Annotated in this window: 17 protein-coding genes; 6 read left to right on the top strand and 11 right to left on the bottom strand. The window is 68.8% G+C overall.

Annotation, left to right across the window (positions count from 1 at the left end):
- The first annotated feature begins 191 nt into the window (after positions 1–191).
- Positions 192–617, top strand: coding sequence for a hypothetical protein (locus AC3DE2_RS18025; RefSeq protein ID WP_488427273.1), 426 nt, complete (start codon positions 192–194; stop codon positions 615–617).
- A 46-nt stretch (positions 618–663) separates the two neighbouring features.
- Positions 664–945: a hypothetical protein gene (locus AC3DE2_RS18020; protein WP_488427272.1), complete on the top strand. Its 282-nt coding sequence runs from the start codon at positions 664–666 to the stop codon at positions 943–945.
- 85 nt (positions 946–1,030) lie between these two features.
- On the opposite strand, the gene AC3DE2_RS18015 is transcribed toward AC3DE2_RS18020, so the two are convergent.
- The 3 genes from AC3DE2_RS18015 to AC3DE2_RS18005 form a co-directional block, all read right to left on the bottom strand.
- The gene (locus tag AC3DE2_RS18015; RefSeq protein WP_488427271.1) at positions 1,031–1,753 is read right to left on the bottom strand and encodes a glutathione S-transferase N-terminal domain-containing protein; all 723 of its coding nucleotides are present in this window, start codon (positions 1,751–1,753) and stop codon (positions 1,031–1,033) included.
- A 24-nt stretch (positions 1,754–1,777) separates the two neighbouring features.
- Entirely contained in the window at positions 1,778–2,665 is an 888-nt protein-coding gene (locus AC3DE2_RS18010; protein ID WP_488427270.1) for an alpha/beta fold hydrolase, read from the bottom strand.
- A 63-nt stretch (positions 2,666–2,728) separates the two neighbouring features.
- Positions 2,729–3,202, bottom strand: coding sequence for a MarR family winged helix-turn-helix transcriptional regulator (locus tag AC3DE2_RS18005; protein WP_295382603.1), 474 nt, complete (start codon positions 3,200–3,202; stop codon positions 2,729–2,731).
- 57 nt (positions 3,203–3,259) lie between these two features.
- On the opposite strand from AC3DE2_RS18005, the gene AC3DE2_RS18000 reads away from it, so the two are divergent.
- Both AC3DE2_RS18000 and AC3DE2_RS17995 read left to right on the top strand, forming a co-directional pair.
- Positions 3,260–4,189: a S41 family peptidase gene (locus AC3DE2_RS18000; protein ID WP_295382602.1), complete on the top strand. Its 930-nt coding sequence runs from the start codon at positions 3,260–3,262 to the stop codon at positions 4,187–4,189.
- An 18-nt stretch (positions 4,190–4,207) separates the two neighbouring features.
- On the top strand, positions 4,208–4,708 hold the full coding sequence (locus AC3DE2_RS17995; RefSeq protein WP_488427269.1) for a Gar/GrdA family gentamicin resistance ATP-binding protein: 501 nt from the start codon (positions 4,208–4,210) through the stop codon (positions 4,706–4,708).
- Between the two features lie 85 nt (positions 4,709–4,793).
- Here the strand turns inward: AC3DE2_RS17995 and AC3DE2_RS17990 are convergent, their stop codons facing one another.
- The 5 genes from AC3DE2_RS17990 to AC3DE2_RS17970 all read right to left on the bottom strand — a co-directional run bounded on the left by AC3DE2_RS17990 (position 4,794) and on the right by AC3DE2_RS17970 (position 9,539).
- On the bottom strand, positions 4,794–5,924 hold the full coding sequence (locus AC3DE2_RS17990) for a M23 family metallopeptidase (RefSeq protein ID WP_295382600.1): 1,131 nt from the start codon (positions 5,922–5,924) through the stop codon (positions 4,794–4,796).
- Between the two features lie 68 nt (positions 5,925–5,992).
- Positions 5,993–7,393 carry an MBL fold metallo-hydrolase gene (locus AC3DE2_RS17985; RefSeq protein ID WP_488427268.1) on the bottom strand — a complete coding sequence of 467 codons (1,401 nt, stop codon included), beginning with the start codon at positions 7,391–7,393 and terminating at the stop codon, positions 5,993–5,995.
- Between the two features lie 236 nt (positions 7,394–7,629).
- The gene (locus AC3DE2_RS17980; RefSeq protein ID WP_488427267.1) at positions 7,630–8,337 is read right to left on the bottom strand and encodes a DUF6058 family natural product biosynthesis protein; all 708 of its coding nucleotides are present in this window, start codon (positions 8,335–8,337) and stop codon (positions 7,630–7,632) included.
- Positions 8,338–8,368: 31 nt separating this feature from the next.
- Entirely contained in the window at positions 8,369–9,175 is an 807-nt protein-coding gene (locus AC3DE2_RS17975) for an SDR family NAD(P)-dependent oxidoreductase (protein ID WP_488427266.1), read from the bottom strand.
- Complete coding sequence (locus AC3DE2_RS17970; protein ID WP_488427265.1) at positions 9,162–9,539, bottom strand: VOC family protein; 378 nt, start codon at positions 9,537–9,539, stop codon at positions 9,162–9,164. The genes AC3DE2_RS17975 and AC3DE2_RS17970 overlap by 14 nt, the downstream gene beginning before the upstream one ends.
- Before the next feature lie 132 nt (positions 9,540–9,671).
- Between AC3DE2_RS17970 and AC3DE2_RS17965 the strand changes: the two genes are divergently transcribed.
- Positions 9,672–10,565 (top strand): LysR family transcriptional regulator, encoded by an 894-nt coding sequence (locus tag AC3DE2_RS17965; protein ID WP_488427393.1) that lies wholly within the window; start codon positions 9,672–9,674, stop codon positions 10,563–10,565.
- 42 nt (positions 10,566–10,607) lie between these two features.
- Here AC3DE2_RS17965 and AC3DE2_RS17960 read toward each other — a convergent pair whose 3' ends face one another.
- From AC3DE2_RS17960 to AC3DE2_RS17950, 3 genes are all read right to left on the bottom strand, one after another.
- Positions 10,608–12,947, bottom strand: coding sequence for a S9 family peptidase (locus AC3DE2_RS17960; RefSeq protein WP_488427264.1), 2,340 nt, complete (start codon positions 12,945–12,947; stop codon positions 10,608–10,610).
- A gap of 62 nt (positions 12,948–13,009) precedes the next feature.
- A complete protein-coding gene (locus AC3DE2_RS17955) occupies positions 13,010–15,832 on the bottom strand; it encodes a TonB-dependent receptor domain-containing protein (protein WP_488427263.1) in 2,823 nt (940 codons plus the stop codon).
- Between the two features lie 164 nt (positions 15,833–15,996).
- The gene (locus AC3DE2_RS17950) at positions 15,997–16,743 is read right to left on the bottom strand and encodes an AraC family transcriptional regulator (protein ID WP_295382592.1); all 747 of its coding nucleotides are present in this window, start codon (positions 16,741–16,743) and stop codon (positions 15,997–15,999) included.
- 369 nt (positions 16,744–17,112) lie between these two features.
- Here AC3DE2_RS17950 and AC3DE2_RS17945 point away from each other — a divergent pair, with 369 nt between their 5' ends.
- Positions 17,113–18,069: a proline racemase family protein gene (locus tag AC3DE2_RS17945; RefSeq protein ID WP_488427262.1), complete on the top strand. Its 957-nt coding sequence runs from the start codon at positions 17,113–17,115 to the stop codon at positions 18,067–18,069.
- Positions 18,070–18,087 lie beyond the last annotated feature (18 nt).

Here is an 18,087-nt window from a genome sequence, read left to right as displayed (position 1 = left end):
AAACGGCGGTTTACATCCCCGCGCCACGGGCGCGCCGGGGCAGGGCTAGCGTGGACGGGCCGGAATTCCCGGCTTGCCCCCACCTGAAAGGAGCCGCCATGAGCACAGTCCCTGTTTGGGCCAGGATCTTCGTTTTCACGATTGCACTCGCGGGTTGCCAATGGGCGATGGGACGGGAGCGCTCGCGCCACGTGGAGCGAAGTCCCCACGCCGGCGCCGTCGAGTCCGCCCGTATCAATGCCCGCTTCCAGTCGCAGCGCGCCCGTCACTGGCAGGCCGACGCCCACGGAAACGCGTCGATGCATCGGCAGGGATCGATGCAGGGATATCGGGGCGGATCCGGCAGCTACCAGGCGTCCCGACAACGCGACGAGGCCGGAAACGCGAGTCGCCAACGCAGCGTCTCGCTGCATGGACCCGGCGGCGCCGGCATCGATCGTTCGGGTACGGCCAGCCGGAACGCGGACGGCAGTGTCTCCGCCAGCCGCGCCACCACCGTCACCGCGCGGGATGGCGGCCACTACTCCGGTTCGCTTGCGCTCTCCGGCGGCCGGATCAACTACTCCGGAAGCTGCGCTGACGCGGATGGACATCCGGCGCCCTGCCGGAACCGCTGACGACCTTGAACGCCGAACACTCCAACCTCTCAACAGGACTACAAGCATGAAAATCATTGCCTTCACCCTGCTGGCCTCCTTCTTGCTGGTCCCCGGTGCCGCGGACGCCCAGCAGGGGCGCGGCGCGCGCAAGCAGGCCCTCCAGGAACGCCTGCAAGCCGCGGATGCGGATCAGGATGGCTACATCAGCCGCGTCGAGGCGGATGCTTCCCTGCCAAGGCTGGCGGAACATTTCGATCGCATCGATGCGGATGACGACGATCGGATTTCGCGCGACGAACTGCGTGCGGCCGCCAGCGAACTGGCGGGAAGGCGTCGCGGACGCTAGCGACGGGCCGGGTCATGGGGAGGGCGGGAACCCTCTCCGTGGCCTGGTGAAACCGGGACGCACGACGCGGCGCGTGCCAGTGATGCTAGCGATCGGCGCGACCGGAACGATACGGGTGCAATCCATCCCGCCAGTCGAGGAGATCCCGGAACTCTTGCGCCAGGGCAACGTCCCGCCAGCAGTGGCGGTGGGTTTCACCGGGGAACACGGTCTCCGGTTCGGGCGCCACCGCGTCCAGCAGGACGCACAGGCTGATGTCGGCGTAGCTGAAGCGTTCCAGCACGAATCCCGTTGCGGAGGCCCGCAGGCCACGGCGCAGGGCAAGCAAGGCGTTGCGGTGATTGCCGGCGCCGCACAGGTGCGCGTACTTGCGGTCCAGCGCCTTCACCGTATGGCGGATGATCGGGCGGAGCATGGGCCTGAGCGGCGACGGCAGTTGGGGAAGCGATTCGTCGAGCGCGGCGTCGTTCGCGGCGATTGCCCGGATCACCCGGGTCCTGGCCGCGGCCAGGCCCGTCTCGCTGATGTCGTCCCAGGACCGGATCCGATCGAAATCACCCAGCCGATCGTCGCCCGCCGCCTGTGCCGCATGCCGGGCGATGTCGAACGAGCCACGCACCACGCCCGCACCGGCAAACAGCACCGGCACCGATACGGTGCCACGCCACTGCCCCAACTTCATCCTGAGCGCCGGTTCACCGAGGAACGGGATGTACTCCCGGTAGCGATACGCCACCCCGCAGTAGTCCAGTGCCCATCGGGCCTTGCGCGTCCAGGGCGAGAAGGATTCGCCTATCAGCAGCGCCATGCATGTTCCTCGCGAAGCCGGGCTTCAGTCATCCAGCGCAGTGTCCAGGGCGCGGGCGAACTCCACTGGCTGGTCGAGCATCAGGTAGTGGCGTGCATCCTTGATCTCCACCGAGCGCGCCTGGCTGCCCGCGTATTGCGCCTGGTAGCGCGCGGCCATGTGGCCCGCCGGCGCGCCGAGCGGCGACTGATCCGCGAAGATGACGGTCAACGGTGGGCGCAGGCCCGCCATCCCTGCCCGCAGGTCCGTGGTCGACAGGCTTTCGTACAGGGCTGCATAGGTGTCGCGATCGCTGCGCGCCCCCGCCTGCGCGATCCGGCTGGCGGCGTCCGGATCGCCGATGGCCGACGACGCCTGGCCTTGCATCCGCTGCGCGAACGCGCTGGCGTCCTCGGCGCGCATGTCGCGTGCTTCGGCGGCGATGGCGGCGCGCAGTTCCGCATCCACGCCGGTGCTGCCGCGGTTGGCCGACATGAAGGGCAGGGCGTCCACGATCACCACGCGATCGACCAGATCGGGTTGCCGCAGCGCCACCATCAGCGCCGCGACGCCGCCGGCCGAGTGCCCGACCAGGGCCACGGGTCCGCTGGCGTGCTGCCGCAGGTACGCCGACAGCGCATCGGCCACGTCATCGATGGAACGCGGCGTGGCGCGGCCGGTCGCCGGAAGTTCGAGCCCGGCGATGCGGATCCGGTGCACGCGGTACCTGCCGGACAGGCGCGTGGCGGTGTCTTCCCAGGAGACGGCGCCGCCGGACAGGCCCGGAACCAGCACCAACTCGCGCGGACCTTCGCCCGATAGGTCGGCTGCGATCGGAGGCGTGCCGGGGGAGGTCGGGTTTCCGGCGCCGCCAGGCAGCGGCAGGAACGACAGCAGCAGGGCGAAAGGAAGGAGATGGCGAAGGCGATGCATCGGGATTCTCCGGTGGTCGTGGCGATCGGATGGTGGTGCGGTCGTACGGTCGATGCGGCCGGATCAGGCGCCGCCGGCTTGGGCGGCCTTCCGGATGCGTTCCTCGAACGATTGTTCCTGCAATGCCTTCAACGCGCTGCGCAGCACCTCTTCCAGCGACAGCCCGATGTCCTGGTTGAGGCTGGCGGCCGCCTTCGCGGTGTTCGCCCAGTGCTGCTCAAGCCGCGGCAGGCGCGCCTTCGCGTAGGGCGTGAGGTGCACGATGCGTTCGCGGCTGTCCGCGCCGGGCTGGAGCTTGACCCACTTGGCGCGCACCAGCGCACTGATGGTCTGGCTGACCGCCGAATGGCTGACCCCCATGCCGTCGGCGATGTCCTTGATCCGGGAAGGACCGTGTTGCGAGAGCGCGCGGATGATCGGAGTGAAGCGCGGTTTGTAGTCGAGCCCGGAAGCGCTGTACGCCTCGGCGACGGCCGAGTCGAGCTGATCGATGAGGGTACGCAGCAGCGTGCCCAAGGTCGCATGCGGTGTTGTCATGCCAGAAAATATATGTTAGCACTTATATATTGTCAAGAACGGTGCGGGAGGTGCGTCATGAGCCAGGCGTTGTGGTTGGCGGCCCTGCTGGCGGGCGGTTGTCCCCAGCAGGAGGCCGTGCTGGAACAGATGGCGAAAGCCATCGAGAAGGACTACGTGGTCGCGCCGGAAGCGCGGCAGATTGCCGAAAGCGCGCGCGAATGGGCGCGCCGGGGACGCTATGCCGACGCCTGTGGCGACTGGCGGGCGTTCTCCACCCGGCTCAACCGGGATCTGGACGCCTATGACGGGCATTTCCACGTGGAGCGGGTGGTCGAGGAAAAGGCCGGCGGTGACGAGGACTGGCTGATGGCGTGGCGCGCCGCGGGCGTGCCGACCAACATGGGCGTGCGGGAAGTGAAGGTGCTTGAAGGCAACATCGGTTACTTGCGGCTCGCGTCCTTCTATCCGTGGGACATGGCCCGGCCCAAGCTGCTGGCCGCGCTGGAACTGCTCAAGGACACGCAGGGACTGGTGCTGGACCTGCGCCAGAACGGCGGCGGCGACGCGGAAACCGCGGGCCATCTGGTCAGGGCCTTCGTGGGCGACGCGGTAACCTCGGTGCAGGACGTGCAGTCTCGCGCCGGCCGCCGGCCGGAACCGCTGCCCAAGCGCGATATCCCCGAATACCGCGGCGGGGTGGTGGTGCTGCTGGACCGCCGATCCGCGTCCGCATCGGAATACGTGGGCTATTCCCTGCAGGCCGCCAACCGGGCGGTGGTGATCGGATCGCCCAGCGCGGGCGCGGCGACGTTGATGAGTGATCCCAAGCCATTGCCGCATTCGTTCCAGATCTTCATTCCCGATGCGCAACCGATCAACGCCAGGACCGGCGGCAACTGGAACCGCGAAGGCGTGACCCCGGACGTAAAGGGAGGCGATGATCCGCTCCATGTCGCCCGGCGCGTCCTGGCCGGGGATCTGACGATCGGCGAGCCCGCGCGCTGAGGCGCGCTCGGAGACCCCATGATCATCGTGCTCAACGGCCCCCTCGGCATCGGCAAGTCGACCCTGGCCGAAGCGCTGTCGGAAAGCATCGATCGTTGCGCCATGCTGGACGGGGACGCGCTCGTCGCGGTCAACCCGCCACCGCTGGACGTGCGGGAACATTTCCACGCGGGAATGGCGCAGCTGGTGGCGCATCACCGGCGATTCGGGTATCGCCACTTCGTCATCAACCACCTGTGGGAGGCCGAGGCGGACCTCGAGGATCTCCGCCGTCGCCTCGCCGGTCCGGACGAGCGCTGGGCCTGCTATCGGCTGACCCTGGATCGGGCGGAGAACCTGGCCCGGATCGCGCGCCGGGCCGACGCACGCGCACTCGACGAGCGGGCCGGCGAAGCGGGGATCTTCGAGCGCGAGCACGATCTCCTGAATCGTGCCGTGGGGAATGGACTGGGCGAACCCTTCGACGTTTCCGATCCGCCCGGACAACTGGTCGAACGCCTGTTGGCGAAACTGGGATGAAGCCCTGGCGGGCAACGCATGCCCGCACGGAGGCGTCGTGAGCAGGGCGATCAGTTAATCCGGAGCTGCGGGCGGGACACGAGACTCATTCCCGCCACTCGATGACACGCATCGGCGCCGGCATGGTCGCCCGCGCGGGTGCCGGCTCGGCCGAAGGCGTCCAGCCGGTCGTGCCGATCAGGGACACGTCGTCGTATCCGCCCAGCAGGCGATAGCGTCCGAAGGTGTAGGCAAGCCCCTCGCTGGCCAGCTCTTCAGGACCGTCGGTCAGCGCGAAATGGAGCTGCGGATCGGAGGCGCTGCCGCTGAAGCCGACCTCGGCGATCTTCTCTCCCGCCTTCACGCGCGCGCCGGCTGGGACGCGCGCGCTGCCGGGCCGCAGGTGGCCGTAGTGCGCGTACTGTCCGCCCGCCAGCGCGAGAACGACGCGATTGCCTTCCACGCCATCCACCCGATCGGACAGGCGGGTCCGTTCGGGAAATCCATCCTCGACACGGACGACCACGCCGTCGGCCACCGCAAGGACGGGCTGTCCATGGCTGTAGGCGCGGGCCGCGAGGTGCTCGCCGGCCGGCGCTTTGCGCCCACTGGCGTCGAGCTTGACGAAGTCGATTGCATGGCGGCCCGGGGTACGCAGTTTGCCGGCCAGTGCGTAGCCGACGCGGCGGTGGCCGCGTTGCCAGCGCGGATCATGGATGGCCACCCACGGACCGCCTTGCAGCGGTGGCGCCAGCACGGGCGTCCTGCCGGTGATGACGGCGATTTCGCCGCCTTCCACCACGTGCACGGTGGTGTCCGTGCGGTCGTCCAGATAGCTGATCCGATGACGCAGCGTGCGCGGCGGCGCGCCGGCCACCGTCAGTTCGATGAACACCACGCCCCGGCGGCCGGATGGAATGGCCCGCAATACCCCGGCTTCCCATTGCAGGCCGGAACGATCCAGCCGCTGTTCCAGCGCGGCACCTTCATGGCTTGCGAGGGTGCGCCCATCCGCGCCATCCAGCACGTCCACGCGGATGGGCTGCAGATCGTGGCGGGCGAAGTTGCCCAGATGCAGCTCGTAGATCAGTTGGGTTCCGTCCGCCACGGCCATCGCCATCGGCGCGGCAGGCACGTGGAGATCGAAGGACGCGGCCTGCTTTGGTTGCGCGCCGGCGGCGAGGGCGGCGAATGACAGGATCGCGGTCAGGGCGGTTTTCCGGAATGGCGTCCGCATGCTTCGTGACCGGTGGAAATCCGACGCGGCCGGTCGCGGGGAGGATGAACCCATCGTCGGTGGGCCCATCAATCCGCCGGGACGGAGCAGACCGCCGTTCCGGTCATCTGCTCGCCGACGCAGCCGCGATCATTGCGCGCCGGCATCCGCGCCACCGCATCGCGCAGATCCGCGGGCGTGCCGGAGCGGCCGTGCACGCCGACGAGCGTGCGCACGTCCAGATGGGCGCTTTCGATCAATGCAACGAGTTCGCGGCCGGTGGTGAACGCGACCGGCACCGGGCCGCGTTGCGGGAGGTAGAACAGATCGCCCTGGAACAGGGTGCCGGATGCCGGATCGAAGCCGACCAGCATGGTGGCGGCGTGATCGCTGGCGAGCGGCAGGACCTGGACCCGGCGATCGCCGAGATCGATGGTTTCGGCTTCCCGCACTTCGCGCACGCGCGGCGGCAACCGGTCCCCCAGTTGCCGGCGCAGCGCGGTCGCGCCACCGGCGCCGACCCGCACCTCGGCCTCGGCGTAGGCCGGCAGCCCGGCGACGTGATCGCCATGGACATGCGAGACCACGACATGGGTGATGGCGCGGCCCGGGGCGGTTTTTTCGATCACCGCACGCACGCGCCTGGCCTCGTCGACATCGATCGGGGCATCGAACAGCACGATGCCTTTTTCGCCCACGACGAATCCGGTGTGGTAACCCGACGGTGCGCCGTCGATGCGGTATGCGCCTTGGCCAAGCGGTGTCGCGTGCAGCGGCGGCGACGGGTCGGCCGGTCGATGGCCATCGGGCAGGGACAGCAACGCGGTGTCGCCCGAGCGCGCGGGGCGTGCGCGAACCACGGTCCAGCGTTCCCGCTCGCGACCTTCGCGGAGATGGACGACGCGGGCGGGAATGCGGACGCCGTCCTGCGCGGACCAGTCTTCGTAGCGGTAGAGATCGGCGTCCCGTTGCGCGCTGGCGGGATCGCCGGACGCGTCAAAAGCCAGGGTCACGTCGCGCCCGGCGCCATCCTTGAAGACGATCGCATCGCCCGCCGCCGGCTTGCCCCGGTGCTGTTCGATGGCGTCGCAGGCCAGCAGGCCGGGTGCGAGCATGCGCAGGTCCGCGAGATCACGGGCGACGGTGGCGGCATCGTCCTGTTGCAGGGTGTCGCCATCGCGCCAGCCGAGTTCATCGATGGTGCGTTCGCCGCCGCGATCGCCCAGCGTGCGATAGCGGAACTCGATATCGCCCGGATACAGGTTGGAGGTGCGCAGCAGGAAGCGTCCGTCGGGCAACAGCAGCATGGATTGACGCGCGTCCACGGTGGCGACGGCGTCGCCCGGGGCGTACGCCTGTTCGGGCCGGTAGCTGATGCCCGCCAGATCCATCGCCACGCCCTGGCGCAATGGGGCGCACAGGGATTCAAGCCGGTCCGCCTGCGGGGAGGCGGCTGCGGCCAGCGCCGCGAGCAGGAACGCATTCACCATCTGTCACTCTCCAGCGCCGGCCGATCGCCAGCGGCGTTGCGGGGAACGGGAGGGAACATCGGCAGGCCCCGGAGCGGCCTGGAGGCAGACGCTAACGGCAGGCCGTGCGTGGGTGCAATGGCGCGATGCCTGGTCAGGATCAGGCGGTTCAGGTGCCGGCAGGCATGCGCGTCGTTGCCAGGCCGTGGTGGCTCATTCCACTCCGCCGTGGCCTCGGCCGGGGCGCACGGGCGGTCTCAGGCGACGGGTGGCGCGCCGGCCAGTTCGGCGCCGAAATCCTCGACCAGGCGCCTGCGGCTGCTGCGCGGGTACTCCAGTGGCGAGAACGGCATGGCCGCCTCGGCGTAGCGGGCGATCAATGCGGGGAGGTCGGCGTGGCCGCCGGGCGCCGCGGGATCCTCGGCCAGGGCCTGCCGGCGCGCGCTCAGGGTTTCCTGCAGGATTTCCTTGATCGCGATGGCGCACTCGGTGGTGGGGTCCGCCACGCACAGGCCGAAGATGCCCTCGCGGAAGGCATCCCACGCATCGGCCGTGCGCGCCTCCAGGCCGGCGGCGCGTGGCGCGCCCTGGTCGTCGAAACTGTCGGGCAGGCGCGCGAGGGCGCGGTCGAGATCCGCCAGGGCGGCGGCGAAATTGTGCCGGAACCGCTGCTCCAGCTCGGCCCGCGCGGCATCGGCGTCGTGGTCCGCGAGGACTTCCCGCGCGCGTTCGACCCAGGCCACCGTACCGGGATGGAAGTAGCGGCCCGGAGTCGCCCCGGCTTCCGGGAAATCACCGAACGCGGCGGATTGCAGGCTGCCGTCGGCACGGACCACATACGACGGCGCGGGCACCAGTCCGTGGTCGAGCAGTGCGTCCAGTTGGGCGGTTTCGATGCCACAGGCGTCGGCCAGCCGCTCGGCGGTCCAGTAGTGGCGCCGCAGATAGGCGTCGGTCTGGTTCATGGCGATCCGGAAGGGGATGGGGGAGAACGGATCAGAGCATGATCCGGCCGCCGGCGACATCCAGCACGACTCCCGTGATCCAGGAGGACGCGTCGCTGAGCAGGAACAGCGATGCCGCCGCGATGTCCTCCGGCGTGCCCAGCCGGCCCAGTGGAAACCCCGCCAGCATCCGCGCCTGTCGTTCGGGCGGCAGGTGCGCGCGGGTGCGTTCGGTCAGGACCGCCGAGGGCGAGATGCAGTTGACCCGCACGCCGCGCGGCCCGGCTTCCTGGGCCAGGTGCCGGGTCAGCATGATCACCCCGGCCTTGGCCGCGCCGTAGCCGGCCGGCGCACCCGCGGCGACCCGGCCGCCGGCCGAGGCCATGGTCAGGATCGTGCCGCGGCCGCGCGCCAGCAGATCCGGCAGGAAGGTCCTGAGGGTGAAGAAGGTCGAGGTGAGGTTGTTGTCCAGGCTGGAACGCCAGTCCTGCTCGCTGATCTCCTGCAACGGCACCGGCCGGCCGCTGCCGCCACCGGCGAAGGCCAGCACCAGATCCACCGCGCCCCAGTGTTCGCCGATGTGCTCGCGCATGCGTTCGACCTGGGCCAGATCGGCGCAGTCGGCCGGTGCCGCCATGGCCTCGCCGCCGATCGCGCGCACCGCCGCCACGCTGGCCGCCAGCGCATCGGGATCGCGTCCGTTGATCGCCACCCGCACGCCGCTGCGCGCCAGGGCCAGGCAGGTCGCCGCGCCGATGCCGCGCGAGCCGCCGGTCACCACCGCGGTGCGGCCGGCCAGATCGTCGAAGCGCGGCATCGCGCGGGTATCGGGCGAGGGAATGGCGTCAGCGTGGCTCATGGGTCCTGATTTCCAGGTTGTGGTGGTCCGGGTCGTGGAAGTACAGCGCGTCGGCCCAGCCGCCGGCGCCGAACTGCGCCCGGATGCGGCCATCGCGCGAGAACGGATCGCCACCAAAGGCGATGCCGGCGGCGCGCAGGCGTCCCAGGGTCTGTTCGAAACGCAGCGGGTCCATGTGGAAGGCAAGGTGGGCCGGATCGCGTGGTTCGGCCTGCAGCAGATCGATCACGCTGTCCGCGCCGATGCGAAGCACATCGAACGGTCCTTGTCGTCCCTCATGCGGAAAGCCGAGCACCTCGCGGTAGAAGGACACCGAAACCGGAATGCTGCGGACGCGCAGGATGAGATGATCGAGCCGTACCATGAATCGGACGAGTGCGCCGGCGGCGCGCCTCCTGAGTGGGTGTGGGGAACTGGACTCTAGGCGCGGGATCGCCACGGACCCAGCCCCGCGCGCGCATGGCCCCCCTGCGGAAATGCATAGGCGAACGTGTCGATGGATTGGGATGATCTGAAAACCGTGCTGGCGATCGTGCGCGGTGGCAGCCTGAGCGCGGCCGCGCGCGCGATGGGCACGACCCAGCCGACCATCGGACGCCGGCTGGAGGCACTGGAGCGGCGGCTGGAGGCGAAGCTGTTCGAGCGCGAGACCGGCGGCCTGCGGCCGACCCCGCTCGCGCATTCGCTGATCGCGGGGCTGGAGCAGATGGAGGCCGGCGCGCAGGCGATCCAGCGCCAGGTGGCCGCGCGCGATACCGGCCTGGGTGGGGAAATCCGGGTGACCAGCCTGGACTGGCTGGGCGACGAGGTCATCGCACCGATGCTGGCGGATTTCGCCAGCCGCCATCCGGGCGTGCTGATCGAGTTGATCAACGACACCCGCGTGTACAACCTGGCGCGGCGCGAAGCGGATCTGGCCTTCCGGTTCGGCGCATTCACCCAGGAAAACCTGGTGGATCGCCACGTCGGCGACGTGGCCTATGCGCTGTACGCGTCCACCGGCTATCTGCAACGCCATGGAATGCCGGATCCCGCCGACGGCTTCGACGGACACCGGATGGTGTTGCTGGAGCGGGCGGCGGGCGAGGTGCCGCATGAAAGCGGCCTGCACGGCCTCGCCCATCGCGCCCGCACCGTCCTGCACGGCAACGGCCTGCGCACGCACCTGGCGGTGGTCCGCGAAGGCATCGCCATGGCGATGCTGCCGTGCCTGCTGGGTGACAGGGAAGCGGGGCTGCGCCGGCTGCCGCTGGCGGAGACGACGTCGGTGCGCGCGGTGCGCGTGGGGTATCACGCCGACATGCGCGACACCCCGCGCCTGCGCGCGCTGATCGGGTTCGTCGCGCGTGAATTCGAGGCGATCGCCGCGCGGCTCAATCCCCTGGCCTGACGCCGTCCGTCCCGCTCCGGGTGGACGGACGGCGAACCCCGATCAGGGCGACGTCGGCGCCGCGTTCCAGCGCGGCGTGGCGCGATCCTGCAGATGCCGGATGAAGAAGTCGTAGTGCCGGCGCTGCACGTAGTCGAACGGTTCGGCCCAGCGGCCGACGGCGTGGCCGGCGCCGGGCATCATCAGCAGTTCGAAGTCCTTGTCGGCGCGGATCAGCGCATCGGCCACCTGGAGGGTGGAGGCGGGATCCACGTTGGCGTCCTGTTCGCCCACGATCAGCAGCAGGTCGCCGCGCAGCTTGCCCGCGTGCTCCACGCCGGACGCGGCCGAGTAACTGGCGTTGACCGGCCAGCCCAGCCACTGCTCGTTCCACCACAGCTTGTCCATGCGGTTGTCGTAGCAACCGTTGCTGGCCACGCCGGCCTTGTAGAACTCCGGATGGAACAGCAGCGCATGCAGGGTGTTCTGCCCGCCCGCCGACATGCCATGGATGCCGACCCGGGAAATGTCGTAGGACGGATCCTGCGCGGCCATCGCGCGGTGCCAGGCGATGCGATCCGGGAAGCCCGCGTCTTGCAGGTTCTGCCAGGCCACGTCGTGGAAGGCCTTGGAACGGCCGGTGGTGCCCATGCCGTCGATGCGGACCACGATGAAGCCCAGATCCGCCAGCGCCTGCATCCGCACCAGGCTGTCGCTGCCGGAGTCCATGTCGAACGGCCAGAAGCGCTTGGGCACGAACGCGCCATGCGGGCCGGCGTAGATGGACTCGATGACCGGATAGTGCCTGGCCGGATCGTGATCGCGTGGGCGCACCGCGATGCCCCAGATGTCGGTGGCACCGTCGCGTCCCTTGGCCGAGAAGATCCGCGGCGGCTTCCAGCCCGTGGCCTCGAGCGCGCGGACATCGGCGCGTTCCAGCACCGAGACCAGGCTGCCGTCGGCGCGCCGCAGTTCCGAGACCGGCGGCAGGTCCACCCGCGAAAAGGTGTCGAGGTAGTAGGCCATGTCGCTGGAGAAGGCGACGTCGTGCCAGGCGTCGGCCCGGGTCAGGCGGGTGAGGTTGCCGCCGTCGAAATCGACCCGGAAGTAGTGCTGCAGGTAGGGATCCTTGCCCGCATCCATGCCGCCGGCGGTGAACCAGATCTGGCGCTTCTCGTCGTCGACCTTCACCACGTCGCGCACCACCCATTCACCGCGCGTGATCTGCCGTTTGACCTGGCCGCTGGCGTCGTCGAACAGGTACAGATGGCGCCAGCCATCGCGTTCGGAGATCCACAGCACCTCGCGTCCGTCCTTGCCGACGTCGTGGCGATAGAGGTTCCAGGCGTTGACGAAGGTCGGGCTGTCCTCGCTGACCGCCGCCCGCGCCTGGCCGCTGGCGGCGTCGACGCTGATCACCCGGACCTGCTTGAAGCCGCGCTGGATGTACTCGAACGCGAAGCTCGCGCCGTCCTTGCGCCACTGGATCTCCCACAACTGCAGCGGGTTGGGGAACAACGCGTCGTCGATGACCTTGACCGTGCGCGACCCGATGTCGATCAGCACCGGCCGTTCGATGTCGACCTCGTCGCCGGGCTTGGGATACAGCTGGGTGTGGACGAGCGGCTGGATCTGGTTGCGCGGAGTGGACTCGACGCGGGTGACCCGGCGGTCGGTGCCCGGCTTGACCCGATAGACCGCCAGGTGCCGCGAGTCGGGCGACCACGCGATGGATTCGGGATCGTAGAAACCATCGGCGCGGCCGTCGCGGGTCAGGGGCTCGGCCTGCGTCGCGCCGACCGCGCGGATGACCAGATCGTGCCCCTCGGCGAAGACTTCCCATTTGCCGTCGGGCGAGCGGCGCGGCGAATTGTCGGCGGGCTGGGTCATGTCCCGGACCACGCCCCAACCGCGCGGGCGGGTGGGCGTGCCGTCGTCGCGCGCGCAGGTGTAGTCCTCCAGATCGCAGCGCCACGGGCGCGGCTCGGCCAGGCCGATCTTCATCTTGATCGCGCGGCCTTCGTCGGCGAACTCGAAATCGCGGAACGGCAACCGCAGCGGCTCGTAACGCTCGCCGGTCGCCTTGCCCAGCGCCGCGGCCAGGCGGGCCTGATCGAACGCCGGCCGCTTGCGCTGATCCTTCGGATCCACGATCACATAGCTGAAACCGCCCGGCACCGTCTTGCGGTAGTAGAAGCGGCCGTCGTGGGTGGCCTTGGCCGCGAACGGCAGGTCGCGGGTCAGGTACATCCATTCCTGCCCCAGGTGCAGCGAGCGCTGGTAGTCCGCGTCGGTGGGAGCGGTGTCCGCCGCTCCCGCGGCGAAGGGCGGGAGCAGCGCCAGCGCGATCAGGGCCGCGCGGAGTCGGCGGGTGGCGGGACGCGGGCGAACGGTATCTTTCATGCGGTTTTCTCTGAAGCCAAAAAGAAGGGGCCGGCCACCTGCCGGCCCCCGGGGAACACCGGTTACCGGAACCGGTAGGCCAGCTGCGCGCCAATCTCCCGCCCGATAGGACTGTAGGTCCAGTAGAAATACGGGTAGTCGGCGTAGCTGTCGTCACGCGGATGGATCTTGTCGAACACGTTGTTGACGAACAGGGTCAGCGACATCTTGTCGGTGATCTTCTTCGACACGTTCGCATTCCACAGCAGGTAGGGTGCGATGCGGCGATCGAGGTCGTAGCTGGGGATGGAGCCCATGCGCGAGCCATAGACATTCGCGCCCCAGTCGCCGCGATCCCAGTTCACCGACAGGTTGGCGCGGCTGCGCGCGTTCCAGTTGTACGAACGGTTGTCGCGGTCGTACAGCACGCCGTCCTCGGCGTACTGGGTGAACTCGTAGCTGAGCGTGTGCGACCAGCCGAGCAGGAAGTTGAAGCGGCCCAGGCGATCGGTGTCCCAGCGGTAGCGGACGGTGGCGTCGATGCCGGTGGTCTTCTCGGTGGCGGTGTTGATCGGGCCGACCGTCAGCAGGGTGACCGCGGTGCCGTCAGGATCCGTCGGCGAGGGCCGGCGCTGGACGAAATCCAGCGCGGTCTGGCACAGCAGCGAGTTGGTGTCGACCGGATTGCCGCTGCGATCCACGCCCAGCCGGCAGTCGGCTTCGCGCTTGAGCACATAGCCGTTGGATAGATCGTTGACGCCCTGGTCGAGCTGGATGCTGTAGTAGTCGGCCTGCACCGACAGGCCGTCCAGGATGTCCCACACGAAACCGGCGGTCCACGACTTGGAGGTCTCTTCCTCCAGCAGGCGATTGCCGCGCCGCCCGCCCTCGGTGTAGTAGTAGTAGTCGGTGTTGCTGTTGTCGCGGCAGGCCGTCGCCAGCACGTCGTTGTTGTTCTCGGCGCGGCAGCGGTACTCGTCGAAGATCTGGATGTAGTAACCCGAAGGCTCGGCGAACACGTAGTGCATGTCCGGCGCGCGGAAGCTGGTGGCGTAGCTGCCGCGCAGCAGCAGGCCGTCGGTGGGCCGCCATTCCAGGCCGGCGTTCCAGGTCACCGCGCCATCCACCTCGGTGATGTCGTCGTACTTGTCGTAGCGCGCGGCCAGTTGCGCCTTCAGGGTGCTGAAGATCGGCACGCTGAACTCCACGCCCAACGCGTAGCGATCGCGCGCGCCGCGGCCGCCGGTGTCGTTCCAGTTGTAGGCCTCCTCGGCGGGATCGGCATTGGGCAGGGTGCGCGGATCCGCCACCAGCCTGTACTTCTGCGAGCCCCATTCCAGCACCGAGGCCATCCCCACCGGGCCGGCGGGCAGTTCGAACAGATCGCCGCTCAGGGTGGCCTGGAACTGGCTGGCCTCGGAATAGCCGCGCGGGCGGATGGTCGCCGACATCGCGGCGAACTGCGCGGGCGTCAGCGGGGTGGTGAAGCGTTCGTAGTCCAGCCGGTAGGCCGGGTAATAGTCGTAGACCGGATCGTTGCCAAGGCGCGGGCCGAGGAAGTAGTCGGCGACCTTGCTGGCGATCAGGCGCGGGGTGCGGGTGTCGGTTTCGTACTCGGCGTGGCTGTAGGACAGTTCATAGTCGAAGTGGTTGTCGAACACGCTGCCGCGGATGCCGGTGGTGACGCTCCACGACTCCTCGTCGGTGTCGGTCATCAGGCCGCCGCGTCCGGTTTCCTCGGACTGGAACACCCGCAGCGCATCCATCAGCGCGCCGCGGCCGACGTCGTAGTAGTAGTAGCCGGTGTCCTCGTTGTAGGGCGACCACCACTGGGTGCCGGTGGAGTAGCGCGCCTTGGACTTCCACCACATCGCGTCCATGAACAGCTGGGTGCCCTCGCCGATGTCGAACGCGCCGGATCCGTACAGCGAGAGATTGTCGTCGGAACTGCGGATGGTCGAGTCGGCCAGGCGGTCGTACTGCGCGCAGCGGCTGCCGGAAGCGGTGGTGTAGACCACGCTGTGGCCGAAGAAGCGATCGCAGGCGCTGGCGATGTCGTTGACGTAGCCGGGCGCGTCGAAGTCGTACAGGTACAGGTTGGCCCACGGCGTGCGGCCGCTGGCGATCGGACTGTCCCGCATCGAATCCATGAAGTCGCGCTGGCGGGTGAAGATGGCCTCGCGGTTCATGTACTCCAGCGCGTAGGTCAGGGTCCAGCGGTCGCCGGACTTGCCGCCTACGATCTGCAGGTTGCCGGTATCGCCGCCGCCGCGGGTGGTGGTGCTGCCATACAGCTTGGCCTCCAGCCCTTCGTAGTTCTTCTTGGTGACGATGTTCATCACGCCGGCGACCGCGTCGGAACCGTAGATCGCCGAGGCGCCGCCGGACAGCACTTCGATGCGCTCGACCGCGCTGCTGGGAATCGCGCCCAGGTTGATGAAGTTGCTCTGGCCGCCATAGGGCAGCGGGTATTCGGCGACCCGGCGACCGTTGATCAGCACCAGCGAGCGGCCCGGGCCCAGCCCGCGCAGATTGATGATGTTGGCGTTGGGCGCGAAGATTGACTGGCTGGCCAGGGTCGATTCGTTGACCACCGTGCCATTGGCCTGGGTGAGCGTGTTGAGGGCGTCGAAGACGGTCTTGAAGCCCTGCCTCTCGATGTCGTCGGCGGTGATGACGGTAACCGGCGCGGGCCCCTCGACCTCGGCGCGCTTGATGCGCGATCCGGTGACCGTCACCTGCTCCAGGGTCTTGGCGGGCTTGTCCGTTGTTCCATCGGACGAAGCCTTGTCTTCTTCGACGTCCGCCTGCTGGGCGAACGAAAGCTGCGGCGTGGCGGCCACCAGGGCCAGCAACAGGGCGTTGTACAGCAGGCTGGAACGTGGACGCGTGGAACGGTGTTTCATGCGATCTCCCCAATGGACATGAAAACGCGGCGACCGTCCTTCCTGCCCCTGCCAGGAAACGGGCCTCGTGCTTTTTCATATTGGGAGCGCGATCGCGGGTGGTTCTAGGCATCCATGCCCGCGCGCCGTGCGGAAATTCGCACAACGACGCGGCGCCCGCGCATTCAGGCGAGAGCGACGGTGCGCGTGCGTTCGTTGCGCGGGGAGCGGCCCAGCGCGCGATAGTCGCGGGGGGTCATGCCCACCGTGGCCTTGAACTGGCGGGTGAAGGCGCTCTGGTCGGCGAAGCCGCAGGCCTGGCCGATGCTGGCGATGCTGTCGTCGTCCTGCAGCAGGCGCATCGCGGTCTCGATCCGCAGCTTGGTCAGCAACTGCTGCGGGGTGAGCTGGAAGACCCGGCGGAAATGCCGCTCCAGCTGGGCGACCGACAGGCCGGCCAGTTCCGCCAGCGCGGTGACGCGGACGTTCTCGCCGTGGTGTGCCTGCATGTATTCCACCACCTTCATCAGTCGCGGGAAGGTCGAGTGGCGGTTGTCCGGTTGGCCGAGATCGCGCGAGATGCCGATGACGCCGATGATTTCGCCCCGCTGCACCACCGGCCGCTTGAAGGTCAGCGCCCAGCCTGGCATGCGGTTGGGAAACAGGTGGACTTCCAACTGGTTCTCGATGGTTTCGCCGCGCAGCACCCGCAGATCCTGCTGCTGGTAGCTGTCGCCGAACCGCTGCGGGAACACTTCCACCGTGGTCTTGCCCAGCACGTCGCCGCGCTGCTTGCGGCCGAGCCGGCGCATCAGGGTGAGGTTGCAGTGGGTATACCGCCCCTGGGTGTCCTTGATGAAGAACACCACATCCGGCAGGGCGTCGTAGAGCACCTGCAACTCCTGTGACGGAATATCGATGTCGACTGGCATGGGACGTGGACTCCGTGGGACGGGGTGATGCGGAACCACCACGCGCAATCGCGATGCGCGGGCTTCCAGGGAAAGCGTGCACCCTGCATCGCGTGCCGATGGCCGCGCGTTCGTCGCCATGCTGCGGCATTCGTCATCCGCCGCGATGGCCCGCCCGCGCCGCGTGCCGCGGGCCTGAATCGCGCGGCCCGCCGTGCCCCCTCTTCGCGAAGCACCATAGCAGTGATTCGCGCGCATGCGCCAATGACTTACGGCATGCGGGGAATGCTGCGCCGCACCGTGGACAGGCGCGCGCATCATGCCGAATTCCGCATCGCCCCGGGACATTGCCGGCTATCCGCCCCGGCGGCCGGATGAAAGCATGGCGGGATGCACACACTCGACGTCATCGACTCCCATACCGCCGGCGAACCCACCCGCGTGGTCATCGCCGGTTTCCCGGATCTGGGTGGCGGCGATCCCGCCGCGCAGCTGCAACGGTTCCGCCGCGATTTCGATCATTGGCGCAGCGCCATTGTCTGCGAGCCGCGCGGATCGGACACCGTGGTGGGCGCGCTGCTGTTGCCGCCGACCGAACCGGATGCGGCGGCGGGCGTGATCTTCTTCAACAACGTCGGCTACCTGGGCATGTGCGGGCACGGCACCATCGGTCTGGTGCGAACCCTGCACGCGATGGGACGGCTGGGGCCGGGCCAGCATCGGTTGCAGACCCCGGTGGGCACGGTCGGCGTCGAACTGCATGGCGATGGCCGCGTGTCGGTGGACAATGTGGAGAGCTACCGGCTCGAAGCGGGGGTGGCGGTGGATGTGCCCGGGCATGGCCGCGTGACCGGCGACATCGCCTGGGGCGGCAACTGGTTCTTCATCACCGCATGGACGCCGGTGCCGCTGCTGCTGCGCCACCAGCGCGAGCTGACCGCCTATACCGAGGCGATCGGCAACGCGCTGCGCGCCGCCGGAATTACCGGTGCCGACGGCGCCGACATCGATCACATCGAGGTCAACGCGCCGGCCGCCGACGGCAGCGGCGTGCTGGCCAACTTCGTGCTGTGCCCGGGGCTGGCCTACGATCGCTCGCCCTGCGGCACCGGCACCAGCGCCAAGATGGCGTGCCTGGCCGCGGACGGCAAACTCGCCGAGGGCGAGACCTGGATCCAGCAGGGCATCCTGGGCACATGCTTCGAAGGCCGTTACCTGCACGGAACGCGCGGCATCCTGCCGCGCATCACCGGGCAGGCGCACATCACCGCGAAGGCGCAACTGTGCATCGACGATGCGGATCCGTTTGCCTGGGGCATCGGCGCCACGGGTGAAGCGGCGCGGTGAACACGTCCGGTCTTGGCA

It is taken from the genome of Pseudoxanthomonas sp. 68-E7 (assembly GCF_057773145.1).
This window is presented reverse-complemented; position numbering and strand designations above follow the sequence as displayed.

Excerpts from the sequence above, each read along its gene's own strand:
- AC3DE2_RS17990 (WP_295382600.1), bottom strand. The coding sequence starts at position 5,924 with ATGCGGACGCCATTCCGGAAAACCGCCCTGACCGCGATCCTGTCATTC.
- AC3DE2_RS17950 (WP_295382592.1), bottom strand. The coding sequence starts at position 16,743 with ATGCCAGTCGACATCGATATTCCGTCACAGGAGTTGCAGGTGCTCTAC.
- AC3DE2_RS18010 (WP_488427270.1), bottom strand. The coding sequence starts at position 2,665 with ATGCATCGCCTTCGCCATCTCCTTCCTTTCGCCCTGCTGCTGTCGTTC.
- AC3DE2_RS17965 (WP_488427393.1), top strand. The coding sequence starts at position 9,672 with ATGGATTGGGATGATCTGAAAACCGTGCTGGCGATCGTGCGCGGTGGC.
- AC3DE2_RS17975 (WP_488427266.1), bottom strand. The coding sequence starts at position 9,175 with ATGAGCCACGCTGACGCCATTCCCTCGCCCGATACCCGCGCGATGCCG.
- AC3DE2_RS17970 (WP_488427265.1), bottom strand. The coding sequence starts at position 9,539 with ATGGTACGGCTCGATCATCTCATCCTGCGCGTCCGCAGCATTCCGGTT.
- AC3DE2_RS17945 (WP_488427262.1), top strand. The coding sequence starts at position 17,113 with ATGCACACACTCGACGTCATCGACTCCCATACCGCCGGCGAACCCACC.
- AC3DE2_RS17955 (WP_488427263.1), bottom strand. The coding sequence starts at position 15,832 with ATGAAACACCGTTCCACGCGTCCACGTTCCAGCCTGCTGTACAACGCC.
- AC3DE2_RS17995 (WP_488427269.1), top strand. The coding sequence starts at position 4,208 with ATGATCATCGTGCTCAACGGCCCCCTCGGCATCGGCAAGTCGACCCTG.
- AC3DE2_RS18020 (WP_488427272.1), top strand. The coding sequence starts at position 664 with ATGAAAATCATTGCCTTCACCCTGCTGGCCTCCTTCTTGCTGGTCCCC.
- AC3DE2_RS17980 (WP_488427267.1), bottom strand. The coding sequence starts at position 8,337 with ATGAACCAGACCGACGCCTATCTGCGGCGCCACTACTGGACCGCCGAG.
- AC3DE2_RS18005 (WP_295382603.1), bottom strand. The coding sequence starts at position 3,202 with ATGACAACACCGCATGCGACCTTGGGCACGCTGCTGCGTACCCTCATC.
- AC3DE2_RS18015 (WP_488427271.1), bottom strand. The coding sequence starts at position 1,753 with ATGGCGCTGCTGATAGGCGAATCCTTCTCGCCCTGGACGCGCAAGGCC.
- AC3DE2_RS17960 (WP_488427264.1), bottom strand. The coding sequence starts at position 12,947 with ATGAAAGATACCGTTCGCCCGCGTCCCGCCACCCGCCGACTCCGCGCG.
- AC3DE2_RS18000 (WP_295382602.1), top strand. The coding sequence starts at position 3,260 with ATGAGCCAGGCGTTGTGGTTGGCGGCCCTGCTGGCGGGCGGTTGTCCC.
- AC3DE2_RS17985 (WP_488427268.1), bottom strand. The coding sequence starts at position 7,393 with ATGGTGAATGCGTTCCTGCTCGCGGCGCTGGCCGCAGCCGCCTCCCCG.